Origin of the sequence: Streptomyces sp. PA03-5A (genome assembly GCF_033792725.1) — a bacterium.
Classification (GTDB): Bacteria; Actinomycetota; Actinomycetes; order Streptomycetales; family Streptomycetaceae; genus Actinacidiphila.
Window position 1 is genome coordinate 36,630 of record NZ_JARAVL010000051.1, and the last position, 14,245, is coordinate 50,874.

Here is a 14,245-nt window from a genome sequence, read left to right on the forward strand (position 1 = left end):
CGCTGACGATCCTGGAGGTACGTTCATGTCCGAGCCGCAGTCGGCTCACAGCGCGGCGGGCAAGCAGCCCGCCCCGCGCCTGAAACCCGCCCAGCTGCTGTTCGAGCCCGCCGCCCTGGCCGAGGACGAGGAGCACTTCTTCGACCTGGAGTCCATCGAGGACCCCCGGGAGCTGCTGGCCCGTTCCACGGAGCTCACCCTCGCCTTCCGCGCGGCCGCGGACCGGGCGACGGAGTTCCAGGCCATAGCAGCGGCCCAGCTCGCCGACCCCAAGCGGTTCGACCGGCTGACCCCCGCCGCCATCGGTGCGCAGGCGGGCTGGTCGGAGGACTACGCCAAGCGGATGATCGAGTTCGGCGAGGGCCTGATGCGGGGCGGGGACGCAGCGCTGTCCTGACGACGCACCTGGCATATGCGTTCGGGGCAAGGTACCCGACACATGGCGGGCGTGTCCGGCCTTCGGGCGATGTCGCGTAGCGAAACGTTCACTCACGGTAGTTGTATGGGTCATGAGTGATTGGCAGTGGCACACATGGCCGGGGGGCGTGCCGGAGTCCGCCTCCCACCCATATCCGTACGCGCAGTACCCCACCCCCGACGGGGCCGACTGGCTGGCCTCCGCCAGCGCCTTCCCGCGCAGCGTGCGGGCGCTGTGGTCCGCACGGCCCACGGCGCCCAGCGTGCTGCCCTGCGGGACGGCCTTCGATGCGGTGAACCTGCCGGCCCTGTTCGGACGCCGGGTCCTGGAGCAGCTGTGGTCCTCGGGCCCCGGCTCGGGCCCGGCCGCCATGCTCCGCGGCAGGGTGCTGCTCCTCGCCGAGCCGGGCACCGCCGCACGCCTCCCCGGGCTGCTGACCTGGGAGGAGTGGGGGCTGACGGTGCCGCCGGTGCTCTGCCACGGCGAGGGGGACTCGGTGGCGCTGCCCCCGCCGTACGGCGACACCGGCCACGGGCGCTCCCGCTGGCTGGTCGCCCCCGACACGCGCCGCCCCTGGCTCCCCGGGGCCGACGTCCTGCTGTGGGCCTGCGTCCGGGCGGCCCGCGCGGAGGCCGGTTGATTATCGATTTTCACCCGCCCGCAAGCGGATGCTAATCTCTACGACGTCAGCGAGCGCCGCTAGCTCAACTGGCAGAGCAGCTGACTCTTAATCAGCGGGTTCGGGGTTCGAGTCCCTGGCGGCGCACTCACGGCACAGCCGTTGACCTGGGCGCTCTCCCATCGGGAGGGCGCCTTTCGTCATGTCGGGGCCATGGCCTAGGGGCCGTCCCACAGGGGGCGCGAGGTGGTGATCCGCACCGTCCAGCCCTCGTCGTCCGGGTCCCGGCCGAGGACGTCGACGGTGAGGCCGCGGCCGCGGTCGGTGAAGCGTGCGCCGGAGGAGAACGGCGCGTCGTTGAGCGCGTTGAAGGTGGCGCTGCTGTACTCGCAGGCGGTGGTGCGCGGATGGGCGTCCTCGACGGTGACGGGTCCGTGTCCCGAGTCGACGTCGGTGCGCACCTGGTAGATCAGCACCCCTTCGCGGCAGGCCTCGCTGTCGTTGCCGCGGGCGGCGCGCGCCTCGATGACGTACGCGCGGGTCCGGCCGAGGGGGATGACGGCCACCTTGCGGCCGCCGGGCACCTCGACCGGCGTGAGGTGCACCGAGCGGGCGCCCGGGTCCCGGACGCAGACGACCTGCCAGTCGTCGAGCCAGCCCAGGCGCCACTTGTGCCAGGCGAAGAGGTCGCCCTGCAGCCCCCAGTCCAGGGACATGCCGTCCCACTGGCCCGCGAGGGTGTCGGTGTGCCCGAAGTCCTCGACGGAGTACAGGTCGGGCAGCCCGAAGGCATGGCCGTTCTCGTGGCTGAGCACCCGCGCGCCGGACTGGTCGTGGCCGTAGACCAGGGAGACCCGGTCCAGGCTCGTGCCGTCGTCGGTGGTGGCGGCCGAGGCGCCGGTCCAGGTCACCGAGAGGACGGCCTGTTCGGCGGGCGGCCCGGCGTTGGGCGTGACGAGGACGTTGACCAGGTCGTACCCGGAGAAGTCGATCTTCCGGTCGGCGACGCGCAGCAGGTCCCGCATCATGGCCGTGTGCGTGCGCCAGCCGTAGCCGCGCCCTATCCCGTACGACGTGAAGGGCTTCGGCATGCGGATGTAGCGCAGCACCGGCGTGGAGACGTAGCGCAGCTTCCCGTACGAGGCGCGGTAGAACCAGTGCCGCACGGCGGGGAAGAACTCGCGGTAGCGCTCGGCGGCGCTGTACGGGGCGGGCTTGTCCGGGAAGTCGACGAGCAGGGTGAGCGCCCGCACCTCGCCGGTGGCGCGGGCGAACTCGCTCCCGTCCGCGCCCCCGAAGCCCTCGGACATCGTGACGCCCGGCGCGGCGCGCAGCGCGCAGGGACGGTCGGCCGGCGGGGCCGCTGCGGGTGCGCCCTCGGTGGCGGCGGTGCTGCCGGCCGCGAAGAGGAGCACCGATGCCAGGACCGCGAGCGCCCGGGGTCCTCGCATCGGCTCAGCCCTGGGTGACCTGGACGGTCCAGGACCCGTCGGAGTGGCGGTCCGCCACGTGGACGTGCGCCGAGCGGCCGAGGGCGTACGTCTCCCCGCTGCGCAGCGGCGCGTCGGCGAGCGGCGGGTACACCGAGGACTCCCAGCAGTCGCCGCTGCCCGGGTGGCCGTCGATGACGTCCACGGGGCCGTCGCCTGACGACACGTCGGCCCGGACGCGGTACATCAGGACGCCCTGGCCGCAGCTGAGGCGGTCGTTGCCGAGGGCGGCGCGGGCCTCGATGGCGACGGCTCCGTCCAGGCCCGCGGGCAGCACCAGCAGCTTGGTGCCGCCGCGCTGCTCGACGGGGCTCAGGCGGAAGGTGTGGGTGCCGCCCTCGGTGACGCAGCGGACCTGCGAGCGCCCGAGCCAGCCCAGCTTCCACTTGTGCCAGGCGAAGAAGTCCGGGGCCAGCCCGAACTGACTGCCCATGAGGTCCCAGTCGCCGACGTGGGTGTCCCAGTCGGCGTTGCTGCCCTGGGGCGGCCGGTAGTAGAGGTCGGGCAGGTCGAAGGCGTGCCCGGTCTCGTGGGCGAGCACGTTGACGTCCGGCGGGTGGCCCTCGAAGACGGTGACGAAGCGGTGCAGGTCCGCACCGTCGACACGGACCGGTCTGCCCAGGTTGACCACCTTGGTGGCGTCCGGGTCGACGCCGGGCGCGTCGGGGTCGGCCACCAGGTAGACGACCCCGTACCGGGAGAAGTCCACCTCCCGGTCGGCCGCCACCACGGCGTCCCGCAGGTAGCGGGCGCGCAGGGCGGGGCTCCAGTCCCGGCCGATGCCGTACGCCGTGGACGCCGCGGGCATGCGCAGCCAGTGCGGCAGGATGCGCGGCCGCAGCCGGAAGGTGCCGTACGAGGCCCGGGCGAAGAAGTCGGCGGTGGCCGGGAAGTGATCGGCCGCCAGTTCGCCGGGGCTGATGGTGGGGGCGGCGTCGGGGAACGCCAGGAACACCATCAGCGCGTCAACGTCGCCACGGGCCCGCGGGTAGGCGGTGTTCCAGGCGCTGACGCCCTCGGAGTGGTGTGCCCGGGTCCGCGGCAGGGCGCACAGCGAGGAGTCGGAGCCCCCGGCCGCGGGGCCGGTGACCAGCGTCCACGCGACGACGGCCGCGAAGACGCTGACGGCGGCGACGGCCGCCCGGAGCCCGTCGGGGGCATGCCCGCGGACGCGCCGGCGGAAGCGCCGATGCGCACGTTTGGGTAGCCCTGACAGCGGCACGTGGACCTCCCGTACGGGGTCGGGACACCCACATCACGCTGCTACGGTTTGCTATGTTTTGCCCTGTTGTGCTGCGCCGCCCGGGTTACCGTCCGATCACTACAGTGCGTAATGAGTGACGAAAAGCGATCAATGGAATTCAGCGGCCAATCACAAATGATCAAGATCGCATCCCACGTGCCGAGAATCACCACGACGGCGGTGGCCGCGGCAATTCCCCAACGTCTATGATCGGCACATTTCCAGCATGAACGCCGCCTCTTGGCGGTCATTCGATTCCTCCACGACCATGTGTGCGAGACGACACCTATGCGGGAGCAAGCGGTGGGCGGACCCTCGGGAAGCCCGGACCTCGAGCCCGAGGCGGCGGCCACGACGGTCACTCAACGTCACGCTTCGGCCCCGGAACGGTCAGCCCCGGAACGTCCGGCCTCGGAGGTGCGCGACTACCGCGCCGCCTTCAACGTCGCCCGGCTGCCGATGGCCCTGGTCGGTCCCGACGGCCGGGTGCGCGAGGCCAATCCGGCGCTCGGCGCGCTGCTCGGCGCGGACCCGGTGCTGCTCACCGCCCGCACCGCGGCGGAGCTGGTCGGCCTCACCGGCGCCGGCGGCGAGGTCCCCCCGCTCGGGGAGAGCCCGGAGTACGCCGAGTACGAGGACGTGCTGACCGGCCGGCGCGGGGAGTTGCGCCGCACCAGACCCGTCCGCGGACCGGACGGGAGCACGGTCTGGGCCGAGGTCGTCGTGGTGCCCGTGCCCGGCGGCGTCCTGCTGTCCGTCGAGGACCTGGGCGAGACCCGTGAACTGCGCGAGCAGCTAAGGCACTTGCGGATGCACGACCCGGTCACCCGGCTCCCCAACCGGCAGTTGTTCTTCGAGCGCCTCGCCACCGCGCTGGAGGGCGCCGACAGCCGCACCGGCCGGATCGGCCTGTGCTACCTCGACCTCGACGGCTTCAAGGCCATCAACGACACCCTCGGCCACCGGGTCGGCGACCGGCTGCTCAAGGCCGTCGCCGGACGGCTGTCGGACTGCGCGGGCCGGCTCGGGCGCAGCGGGACGCTCGTCGCCCGGCTGGGCGGCGACGAGTTCGCCGTCCTCGTCGAGGACTCCACCGGCACCGGGCAGGCCACCGGGCTCGCCGAATCCGTACTGACCGCGCTGCAGCTGCCGTTCGACCTCGCCGGGCAGCGGCTGGCGGTCTCGGCGAGCATCGGCGTCGTCGAGCGCGAGGCCGCCGGGGCCACCGCCACCGGCATCATGCAGGCCGCCGACACCACGCTGTACTGGGCCAAGGCCGACGGCAAGGCCCGCTGGACGCTCTTCGACCCCGAGCGCAACGCCCACCGGATGACCAAGCAGGCGCTGTCCAGCACCCTGCGGCAGGCCGTGGAGCGCGGGGAGTTCACGCTGGAGTACCAGCCCCTGGTGGAGCTCGGCAGCGGCAGCCTGCGCGGGGTGGAGGCCCTGGTGCGCTGGCAGCACCCGCACTTCGGGCTGCTCGGGCCGAACCGGTTCATCCCGCTGGCGGAGGAGAACGGCTCCATCGTCCAGCTCGGCCGCTGGGTGCTCGCCGAATCGTGCCGCCAGGCGCGGCAGTGGCAGAAGGACTGGCCCGACGACCCGATCTTCGTCAGCGTCAACGTCGCCGTGCGCCAGGTCTGGGACTCCGACCTGGTCGCCGACGTCGCGGAGATCCTGGACGACACCGGGCTGCCGGCCGGGCTGCTGCAACTGGAGCTCACCGAGTCGGCGGTGATGGGCTCGGCCGGACGGCCCCTGCAGGCGCTGCACGCCCTGCAGGAGATGGGCGTGCGCATCGCCATCGACGACTTCGGCACCGGCTACTCCAACCTCGCCTACCTCAGCCGGCTGCCGGTCTCCGCGCTCAAGCTCGACGGCAGCTTCGTGCACGGCTTCCGCGACGGCCTGCACCCCAACCCGGCCGACGAGACGATCGTCGAGGCGCTGGTGCAGCTCGCCCACCGGCTCGGCCTGACGGTCACCGCCGAGTGCGTGGAGAACGCCGAGCAGGCGGAGCGGCTGCGCCGGATCGGCTGCGACACCGGGCAGGGCTGGCTGTACTCGCGGCCCGTGCCGCCCGAGGGGATCGCCGCGCTGCGCGGCTACGGCCCGGCCCCCGGTTCCGGCCCCGGGGAATAGCCGCAGCCGGTCTCCGGTTGCTCGTTGCCGTAGACGAGGAACCGGCCGCAGGAGGCGACGCAGGAACGTGGACACGAACGACCCGGTACGAGGCACCACCCTCGGCAGCGCACCCGTCCCGCTCTCCGTCCTCGACCTGGCGGGCGTCGGCAGCGGACTGACCGCGGGGGACGCCCTCGCCGCCGGTGTCACGCTGGCCCGGCTCGCCGAGGCCCGCGGCTACCACCGCTACTGGGTCGCCGAGCACCACTCGATGCCCGGGGTCGCGTCCTCCTCCCCCGCCGTGATCCTCGCCCACCTCGCCGCCCACACCGAGCGCATACGCCTCGGCTCCGGCGGCGTCATGCTGCCCAACCACGCGCCGCTGGTCATCGCCGAGCAGTTCGGCACCCTGGAGGCCCTGGCGCCGGGCCGGATCGACCTCGGCCTCGGCCGCGCCCCGGGCACGGACGGCGCCACCGCCGCCGCGCTGCGCCGCACCGACCGGCTGAACGAGGGCGCCGACGAGTTCCCGCAGCAGCTGTCCGAACTCATCCGCTTCCTGGACGACGACTTCCCCGACGGCCACCCCTACGCCCGGATCCACGCCATCCCCGGTCCCGTGCAGGGCACCGTTCCGGGCGGCGTGCAGTCCGCCGCGCGGCCGTCGATCTGGCTGCTCGGCTCCAGCACCTTCAGCGCCCGGATGGCCGCGGTCCTCGGGCTGCCCTTCGCCTTCGCGCACCACTTCTCCGCGGCGAACACCGAACCGGCGCTGGAGATGTACCGCAGGTCCTTCCGGCCCTCGGAGGTGCTGGACGAGCCGTACGCGCTGATCGGCGTCGCGGCGCTGGCGGCGGACGAGGAGAAGGACGCCCGCCGGCAGGTGCTCAGCGGCGCCCTGGCCATGCTGCGGCTGCGCATGGGACGCCCCGGCCTGGTGCCCACCCCCGAGGAGGCGGAGGCGTACGAGTTCAGCCCGGCCGAGCGGGACTTCGTGGACGCCTGGCTCGGCAACGTGGTGCACGGCACGGCGGACGCGGTCCGGGACGGCCTGGACGCGCTGGTGCGGCGCACGGGTGCGCAGGAGCTGATGATCACGGCCAACGCCCACACCCCCGCCGCGCGGCTGCGCTCCTACGAGCTCATCGCCGACGCGTACGGCCTGCCCGGCGGCGCCTGACCCCGCGGGGTCCGGGCCCTAGGCCGTGTCGTCAAATGCCCGCCTGCCCAGCGACGCCTGGTACGGCACTCCCCCAGCCTTCGGCCGGGGGTGCCCCCACGCTACGTTGTCGAATCGTCCGAGTAGCCCACTACGAGGACAACTCTCCGCCTTGCGATGCACCGCACCAGACGCCGCTGGGCCCGCCCTTCGGGCGGCCGGCGATCATTTGACGACACGGCCTAGACGTCCACCGCCACGTACTTCGTCTCCAGGTACTCGTCGATCCCCACGGCGCCCCCCTCGCGGCCGGTCCCGGACTGCTTGACGCCGCCGAAGGGCGCCGCGGGGGTGGAGACGACGCCCTTGTTCAGGCCGAGCATGCCCGTCTCCAGTTCCTCGGCGTAGCGGATGCCGCGCCGCAGGCTCTCCGTGAAGACGTAGCCGACCAGGCCGTACACGGTGTCGTTGGCCAGCCGGATCGCCTCGTCGTCGTCCTCGAAGGTGACGACCGGCGCGACCGGCCCGAAGATCTCCTCCCGGAGCATCGCCGCGTCCGGCGGCACGTCGGCCAGCACGGTGGGCGGGTAGAAGTACCCGGGGCGGTTCGAGAGCGGGGCGCCGCCGGTGACCGCGCGGGCCCCGGCCGAGACGGCGTCCTGCACGAGGCGGTCCACCTTGTCCAGGCCCGCGCCGTCGATGAGCGGGCCGACCTGGGTGCCGGGCTCGGTGCCGCGGCCGACGACCATGGAGCCCAGCTTCTCGGCGAGGCGCCCGGTGAAGGCCTCGGCCATGTCGCGGTGGACGTAGATCCGGTTGGCCGCCGTACAGGCCTCCCCGATGTTGCGCATCTTGGCGATGGCCGCGCCCTCCACGGCCTTCTCCAGGTCCGCGTCCCGGCAGACGATGAGGGGGGCGTTGCCGCCCAGCTCCATGGAGGTGCGCAGCACCTGTCGCGCGCTGAGCTCGATGAGCTTCTGCCCGACGCCCGTGGAACCGGTGAACGAGAGCTTGCGCAGCCGCGGGTCCTCCGTCAGGGGGCCGCTGATCTCCGCGGGGTGCGAGGTGGTGAGGACGTTGAGCACGCCGTCCGGCAACCCGGCCTGGCCGAGGATCTCGGCGAGGGCGAGCATGGACAGCGGCGTCTGGTGGGCCGGCTTGACGATCATGGTGCAGCCGGCGGCGACGGCGGGGCCGATCTTGCGGGTGCCCATGGCCATGGGGAAGTTCCACGGGGTGATCAGCAGCGCCGGGCCCACGGGCTGGCGCATCACCCAGATCCGGCCGTTGCCGTCGGGCGCGGTGCGCCAGCCGCCCTCGATGCGCACCGCCTCCTCGGAGAACCAGCGGAAGAACTCGGCGGCGTAGAGGATCTCGCTGCGGGACTCGGCGACCGGCTTGCCCATCTCCAGGGTCATCAGGAGGGCGAGTTCCTGCTGCCGCTCCACGATGAGCTCGAAGGCCCGGCGCAGGATCTCCCCGCGCTCACGCGGCGCCGTGGCCGCCCATCCCTCCTGCGCGGCGGCCGCGGCGTCCATCGCGGCCTTGGCGTCCTCGGCCCCGGCGTCCGGCACGGCGCACAGCGGTCGCGCGGTGGACGGGTCCTCCACCTCGTACTCGCGCCCGTCGCTCGCAGGCCGCCAGCGGCCGCCGACGAGCAGTGCCTTCGGCACCCGCTCCACGACCAGTTGCTCGCGCTTGCCGTTCCCTTCGGTGCTGTCGCTCATGGCAGCTCCCTGCCTCCCGCGGACGTTCCGTACATCGGGTACCCCACCAGATTCGCATGAATGCCCCCTGTGCGCCGGGGTAGGCGCGGCCCTCGTGCGGTCACCGCACCGCACGGAAGCGAACTACCGGAGGTCTGGTCCATGTCCGAGCGCAGTCCCCTGTCCCGCAGGGGTTTCCTCTCCCGTACCGCAGGCGTCGGCGGTCTCGTGGCGGTCCCCGGGCTGCTGGCGGCGTGCAGCCGTACGCAGGCCGGCACCGGCGCGCCCACCGGCGACGGGGACCTGCTGGCCAAGCTGAGGAAGCAGGGGTACGTGCGGGTCGGCTTCGCGGGCGAGGCGCCGTACGGGTACCGGGACGGCGACGAGCTGTCCGGCGAGGCGCCCACCCTCCACCGGGAGATCTTCACGGCGCTCGGGGTGCCGGAACTGCGGCCCACGCTCACCGACTTCGGCGCGCTCATACCGGGCCTGACGGCCGACCGCTTCGACGTGGTCAGCGCCGGGATGGCGATCACGCCCGACCGCTGCCAGAAGGTGATCTTCTCGGAGCCGGAGTTCGTCTCGCCGACCGCCCTGATGGTCCGCGCGGGCAACCCCAAGGGGCTGAGCGACCTGGTGTCCTGCGCCCGCCAGAAGGTCACCGTCGGCGTGCTGAGCGCGGCGGTCGAGGCGGACTACGCGGATGCCGCCGGGGTGCCGCTGACCTCGGTGAAGTCCCTGGCCAAGCAGCAGGACGGGGTGGACGCACTGCTCGCCGGCCGGATCGACGCCTTCGCGCTGACCGGGATCTCGCTGCGCTGGCTGGCCCGCACCAACAAGGGCGCCGCGGTGGAGGTGCTCGACCCCTTCCTGCCGGTGGTCGGCGGCCGCAAGCAGTACAGCCCGGGCGGCGCGGTGTTCCGGCGGGACGCGACGAACCTGCGCGACGCGTTCAACAAGGAACTCAAGAAGATCACCGCCGACCCCGGCCGCTACACGTCCCTCATCGGGAAGTACGGCTTCACCAAGGCGGAGGTCCCGCCGGCGACGCTGCGCACGGCGCAGCTGTGCGCGGCGTGAGGCGGCGCCTTGTCCTCGTACCCCTTCCCCGCCGGTGACCTCGCCGGTGAATCCATGTCCGGCTTCACGCAGTTCACGCACTCGCTGCCCAGTGTGGGCGCGGGTCTGTGGGTCACCGTGCAGGCCACCGTCCTCGGCGCGGCGCTCGCGCTGCTGATCGCCTTCGTCCTCGGCTTCATGGCGCGCTCGCGGCGGATGCCCGTGCGCGGGACCTCCCGGGTGGTCGTGGAGTTCTTCCGCGGCACCTCGCTGTACGTCCAGCTGTTCTGGCTGTTCTTCGCGCTGCCGATCCTCGGCTTCAAGCTCGTGCCGCTCGCCTGCGCCGTGGTCGCCTTCGGGCTCAACTACGGGGCGTACGGCTCGGAGGTCGTCCGGGGCGCCCTGGACGCCGTGCCCCGCGGGCAGCGGGAGGCGGCCGTCGCGCTGAGCATGACGCCGTGGCAGCGGATGCGCCTGGTCGTCCTGCCGCAGGCCTGGCCGCAGATGATCCCGCCGTTCAACAACCTGCTGATCCAGTTGCTGAAGTGCACCCCGCTGATGTCGCTGATCACCATTTCGGACGTCACCTTCCAGATGGACCAGCTCCGTTCGACGACGGGCGACACCGCGACGGCGTACCTGCTGCTCCTGGTGATCTACTTCGTCCTCGCGTACGCGCTGACACTGGCCATGAACGGCCTGGAGGCCGTGGCCAAGGCGCGGCTCGGACAGCCGGCGTGAGGTCGGGTCTGATGTGGGACTGGGAGACGGCCCGCGAGGGCCTGCCGCTGATCCTGCACGGCTTCGGGATCACCCTGCTGGCCACGGTGCTCGGCTCGCTGCTCGCCGTCACGCTGGGTCTGGGCATCGCGGTGCTGCGGCGCACCCCCAGCCGCTGGGTGACGCTGCCGCTGCGGGCGGTCGTGGAGTTCGTGCGCTCCACTCCGGTGATGATCCAGCTCTTCGCGGTGTGGGTGCTGGTCCCGGGACTGGACCCGCTGGTGATCGGCATCACCGTGCTGGGCGTGCACTACGCGACGTACACCTCGGAGGTGTACCGGGCGGGCATCGAGGCGGTGCCGAGGGGGCAGTGGGAGGCGGCGGTCGCGCTGTCGCTGCCGCGGGCGCGCACCTGGTCCGCCGTGGTGCTGCCGCAGGCGGTGCGGAAGATCGTGCCGGCCCTCGGCAACTACGTGATCTCGATGTTCAAGGAGACACCGTTCCTGTCGGTCATCACCGTCGACGAGATGGTGCACGAGGCGAATCGTTTCGGCAGTGACCACTTCGCCTACCTGGAGGCGTTCACCATCGCCGCCGTGATCTTCCTGGTCGCGAGCTGCCCCACCTCGGTCCTCATGCGGAAGCTGGAGAAGCGCCTTGCTCACTGACGAGTCCCCCACCCCCGCCAAGTCCGGCCCGGCGGCGCCCGCCGTCCGCTTCGACCAGGTGGTCAAGCGGTACGGGGACAACACCGTGCTGGACCACCTCGACCTGGAGGTCCGGCGCGGTGAGCGCGTCACCCTGATCGGCCCGAGCGGTTCGGGCAAGACGACCATCCTGCGGCTGCTGATGACCCTGGAGCGGCCCACCGAGGGCGTCATCCACGTGGACGGCGAGCCCTTCTCGCACATGCCGGGCCGCGGCGGCCGGCTCGTGCCGGCCGACGAGAGGCACCTGCGCGGCACGCGCCGCCGGATCGGCATGGTGTTCCAGCACTTCAACCTCTTCCCGAACATGAAGGTGCTGGACAACGTCACCGAGGCCCCGGTGCACGTCCTCGGCCTGGACCGGGACGAGGCCGCCGAGCGCGCCCGCGGGCTGCTGGAGCTGGTGGGCCTGGCCGACAAGCAGGACGCCCACCCCACCCGGCTCTCCGGCGGCCAGCAGCAGCGGGTGGCCATCGCCCGCGCGCTGGCGATGCGGCCCGACATCCTGCTGCTGGACGAGGTGACCTCGGCGCTCGACCCCGAACTGGTGGCCGGGGTGCTGGACGTGCTCAGGGACGTCGCCCGCAGCACGGACATCACCTTGCTCTGCGTCACCCACGAGATGGGGTTCGCCCGGGACGTCTCGGACCGCGTACTGATGTTTGACGGCGGACGGGTCGTCGAGTCGGGTCCGCCGGAGCGCATTTTCGGCTCCCCGGAGCACCACAGGACCCGGGAATTCCTCGGTGCGGTGCTCTGAGGAAAAGTGGGCCGTGCCGTTGGCATATGCCAGAGTGGCCCGTTCCTGCGTATACGCCTGCGGCCGCCCACATAAAGCTTCAACGGGCTCTACTGCAAACCGCATTGAGGCTATCGTGGAATCCGGCCCAGCTGCCGGGCTCGCTGTCGTGCCCGGCAGCCGTGACCACTAGCTACAGCAAGGACGCAAACGGTCACACCTGTAGGGGGACACCGTGGCGCTTGAGCACCGACAGGTCGCGCCGGTCTACGCGGTCCAGCACGCACTGCGCGTGCTGGAGACCGTGGACAAGCACAGGAACGGCGTCACCGCCGAGCAGCTCGCCCGTGAGATCGGAGTACCCATCGGCTATCTCGGCCAACTCCTCGCCATGCTCAACCGCGAGCGCTACCTCAACGCGCTGCCCGGCGGCGGCTACGCCGTCGGCGAGTCGCTGGTCCTGCTCGGCAGCGCCAGCCGCGACCTGGCGCTCGGCGAGAAGATCAAGAAGATCCTGGCGGCGCTGCGCGACGAGGTCGGCGCCGCCGTCTACTTCAGCCGTTACGACGACGGCGAGGTCAAGATCGTCGACTTCGCGGACGGCCCGGAAGCACCCAAGGTCAACGAGTGGGTGGACTTCCGCTTCGCCGCCCACGCCAGCGCGGTCGGCAAGTGCCTGCTCACCCAGCTCGACCACAACGGGCGCCGCGACCACCTGTCCCGGCACAAGACGGTACGGCTCACCTCCAAGACCACGATCAGCGAGAAGGTGCTGCTGACCAAGCTGGAGAGCCAGCCGGCCAGCGCTCCCACCCTGGACCTGCAGGAGTACGCGATCGGCACGGTCTGCGCCGCCATCCCGATCACCGTCGGCAGGACGGTCGGCTGCCTCGCCCTCTCCCTCCCCGTCACCCAGGCCCACCGCCTCAAGGGCGCGGCCGACACCCTCAACGAACGCGCGGCGCCGGTGCTGCTGTCACTGGCCCTCTGAGGCCCGGGGCCGTCCGGCGCACGAGGCATGACGCCCACCGGAACACGACGAAGGGCGCCCCTCCCGAAGGAGGGGCGCCCTCTCGCTGTGCGCCGCCAGGGACTCGAACCCCGAACCCGCTGATTAAGAGTCAGCTGCTCTGCCAGTTGAGCTAGCGGCGCGTGCAGGACAATCATACGGGGTCGGAGGGGGTGCTCATGACCGCTCCCTCCGACCCCGTACCGGACCGGATCAGCTCAGGCCGAACGCCCGGACGACCTCCTGCTCCACCGTGCCGCCCCGGCCGTCGGAGGCCGTGGCCCGCAGGGACACGAACCCGCCCGGGGTACGGGGAGTTCGCAGCTCGGCCGACCAGTGGCCGGTGCCGCCGGCGGCACGCCGCAGGGGCACGGGCCGCCAGGTCCTCCCGTCGTCGTACGACACGGACAGCGTCGCGGACGTGGCCCGCGTCACGTCGTCGAGCCACTCCTGGGTGGCGGCGGACAGGCCGAGCGGCACCTTGGCGCCGGCCCGCACGTCGCCGGCGAGGTCCGTGGTGACGTCGTAGTCCAGCTGGAGCAGCTCGATGTCCTGCTCCCAGACGCCGTCCGGGACCGCGCCGGAGCGGAAGCCCCACTCCGTACGGCTGCGCACCGAGGTGCGCCAGCGGCCGGCGTCGCGCGAGGCGTCCAGGACGAGGCGGTACGGCAGGGTCTGCGCGGGGACCGGGTCGAAGAGGTACAGCGCCCGGCCGGCGGACTTCCGCAGCAGCGTGTCGCCCTGGTACAGCGCGATGGTGCCGGTGTCGTACTCGTCGTCCGGCATGGATCCGGAGTGGCCGGCGCCCGAGTCCGTCCACGGCGTGATGTTGAACTGCAGGCCACCGGCGGCGTCACGGCTGGGGCCCCAGAAGCCCTGGCCGAGGCGCGGGCGCTGGACGGGGGCGAACCACTCGGTGCGGTAGTGACGGCCGGCCGTCACGCGGTCGTTGCCGCTGCGCATCTCCTGCAGGGTCTCGTCCTGCGGGCCGAGGACGGAGTGGTCCTCGTACCAGAAGGCCGCGCCGCGCAGCGGGGTCAGCCACTCGGTGCGCAGCGAGGGGTAGCTCTCGCGCTCGCCGAAGCCGAAGCCGGGGCCGTAGGAGGGGATGTTGTAGCGGAAGCCACCGCCCGGGGCCTTCGTCCGGCCGTAGTAACTGATCGTTTCAGAATGAGATCGGCGTGTCGGCTGGCAGTCAATGATCTTCATCGGCAGGGTCTGCGGAGTGTCCGATGATCTTGTCCCTGATGAC

12 protein-coding genes, 2 tRNA genes and 1 pseudogene are annotated in these 14,245 nt (G+C 72.1%); 10 read left to right on the forward strand and 5 right to left on the reverse strand.

What is annotated here, in order from left to right:
* Positions 1 to 25 precede the first annotated feature (25 nt).
* The 3 genes from PV410_RS40075 to PV410_RS40085 all read left to right on the forward strand — a co-directional run bounded on the left by PV410_RS40075 (position 26) and on the right by PV410_RS40085 (position 1,184).
* Complete coding sequence (locus tag PV410_RS40075; RefSeq protein WP_499512035.1) at positions 26 to 397, forward strand: DUF8844 domain-containing protein; 372 nt, start codon at positions 26 to 28, stop codon at positions 395 to 397.
* A 112-nt stretch (positions 398 to 509) separates the two neighbouring features.
* Positions 510 to 1,058, forward strand: a complete 549-nt coding sequence (locus PV410_RS40080; protein ID WP_500331418.1) for a bifunctional DNA primase/polymerase — start codon at positions 510 to 512, stop codon at positions 1,056 to 1,058.
* 53 nt (positions 1,059 to 1,111) lie between these two features.
* A tRNA-Lys gene (locus tag PV410_RS40085) sits at positions 1,112 to 1,184 on the forward strand.
* Between the two features lie 71 nt (positions 1,185 to 1,255).
* On the opposite strand, the gene PV410_RS40090 is transcribed toward PV410_RS40085, so the two are convergent.
* Positions 1,256 to 2,488 carry a M6 family metalloprotease domain-containing protein gene (locus PV410_RS40090; RefSeq protein WP_500331420.1) on the reverse strand — a complete coding sequence of 411 codons (1,233 nt, stop codon included), beginning with the start codon at positions 2,486 to 2,488 and terminating at the stop codon, positions 1,256 to 1,258.
* Between the two features lie 4 nt (positions 2,489 to 2,492).
* Complete coding sequence (locus PV410_RS40095) at positions 2,493 to 3,743, reverse strand: M6 family metalloprotease domain-containing protein (protein ID WP_500331433.1); 1,251 nt, start codon at positions 3,741 to 3,743, stop codon at positions 2,493 to 2,495.
* Positions 3,744 to 4,058: 315 nt separating this feature from the next.
* Between PV410_RS40095 and PV410_RS40100 the strand changes: the two genes are divergently transcribed.
* Both PV410_RS40100 and PV410_RS40105 read left to right on the forward strand, forming a co-directional pair.
* Positions 4,059 to 5,912, forward strand: a complete 1,854-nt coding sequence (locus PV410_RS40100; RefSeq protein WP_500331421.1) for a putative bifunctional diguanylate cyclase/phosphodiesterase — start codon at positions 4,059 to 4,061, stop codon at positions 5,910 to 5,912.
* Positions 5,913 to 5,979: 67 nt separating this feature from the next.
* Positions 5,980 to 7,074, forward strand: coding sequence for an LLM class flavin-dependent oxidoreductase (locus PV410_RS40105; protein WP_500331423.1), 1,095 nt, complete (start codon positions 5,980 to 5,982; stop codon positions 7,072 to 7,074).
* 221 nt (positions 7,075 to 7,295) lie between these two features.
* On the opposite strand, the gene PV410_RS40110 is transcribed toward PV410_RS40105, so the two are convergent.
* Complete coding sequence (locus PV410_RS40110) at positions 7,296 to 8,780, reverse strand: NAD-dependent succinate-semialdehyde dehydrogenase (protein ID WP_500331425.1); 1,485 nt, start codon at positions 8,778 to 8,780, stop codon at positions 7,296 to 7,298.
* A gap of 141 nt (positions 8,781 to 8,921) precedes the next feature.
* On the opposite strand from PV410_RS40110, the gene ehuB reads away from it, so the two are divergent.
* The 5 genes from ehuB to PV410_RS40135 all read left to right on the forward strand — a co-directional run bounded on the left by ehuB (position 8,922) and on the right by PV410_RS40135 (position 12,975).
* The gene (gene ehuB / locus PV410_RS40115) at positions 8,922 to 9,839 is read left to right on the forward strand and encodes an ectoine/hydroxyectoine ABC transporter substrate-binding protein EhuB (protein WP_500331427.1); all 918 of its coding nucleotides are present in this window, start codon (positions 8,922 to 8,924) and stop codon (positions 9,837 to 9,839) included.
* A gap of 54 nt (positions 9,840 to 9,893) precedes the next feature.
* The gene (gene ehuC / locus PV410_RS40120) at positions 9,894 to 10,559 is read left to right on the forward strand and encodes an ectoine/hydroxyectoine ABC transporter permease subunit EhuC (protein WP_500331435.1); all 666 of its coding nucleotides are present in this window, start codon (positions 9,894 to 9,896) and stop codon (positions 10,557 to 10,559) included.
* Positions 10,560 to 10,570: 11 nt separating this feature from the next.
* Entirely contained in the window at positions 10,571 to 11,206 is a 636-nt protein-coding gene (ehuD, locus tag PV410_RS40125; RefSeq protein WP_500331429.1) for an ectoine/hydroxyectoine ABC transporter permease subunit EhuD, read from the forward strand.
* Positions 11,196 to 12,005, forward strand: a complete 810-nt coding sequence (gene ehuA, locus PV410_RS40130) for an ectoine/hydroxyectoine ABC transporter ATP-binding protein EhuA (protein WP_499512043.1) — start codon at positions 11,196 to 11,198, stop codon at positions 12,003 to 12,005. Before ehuD ends, ehuA begins: the two co-directional genes overlap by 11 nt.
* 214 nt (positions 12,006 to 12,219) lie before the next feature.
* Entirely contained in the window at positions 12,220 to 12,975 is a 756-nt protein-coding gene (locus PV410_RS40135) for an IclR family transcriptional regulator (protein ID WP_500331431.1), read from the forward strand.
* A gap of 88 nt (positions 12,976 to 13,063) precedes the next feature.
* On the opposite strand, the gene PV410_RS40140 is transcribed toward PV410_RS40135, so the two are convergent.
* Together PV410_RS40140 and PV410_RS40145 are read right to left on the reverse strand one after the other, a co-directional pair.
* Positions 13,064 to 13,136, reverse strand: a tRNA-Lys gene (locus tag PV410_RS40140).
* Positions 13,137 to 13,206: 70 nt separating this feature from the next.
* Positions 13,207 to 14,245, reverse strand: a pseudogene (locus PV410_RS40145) (peptidase); the annotation flags it as partial.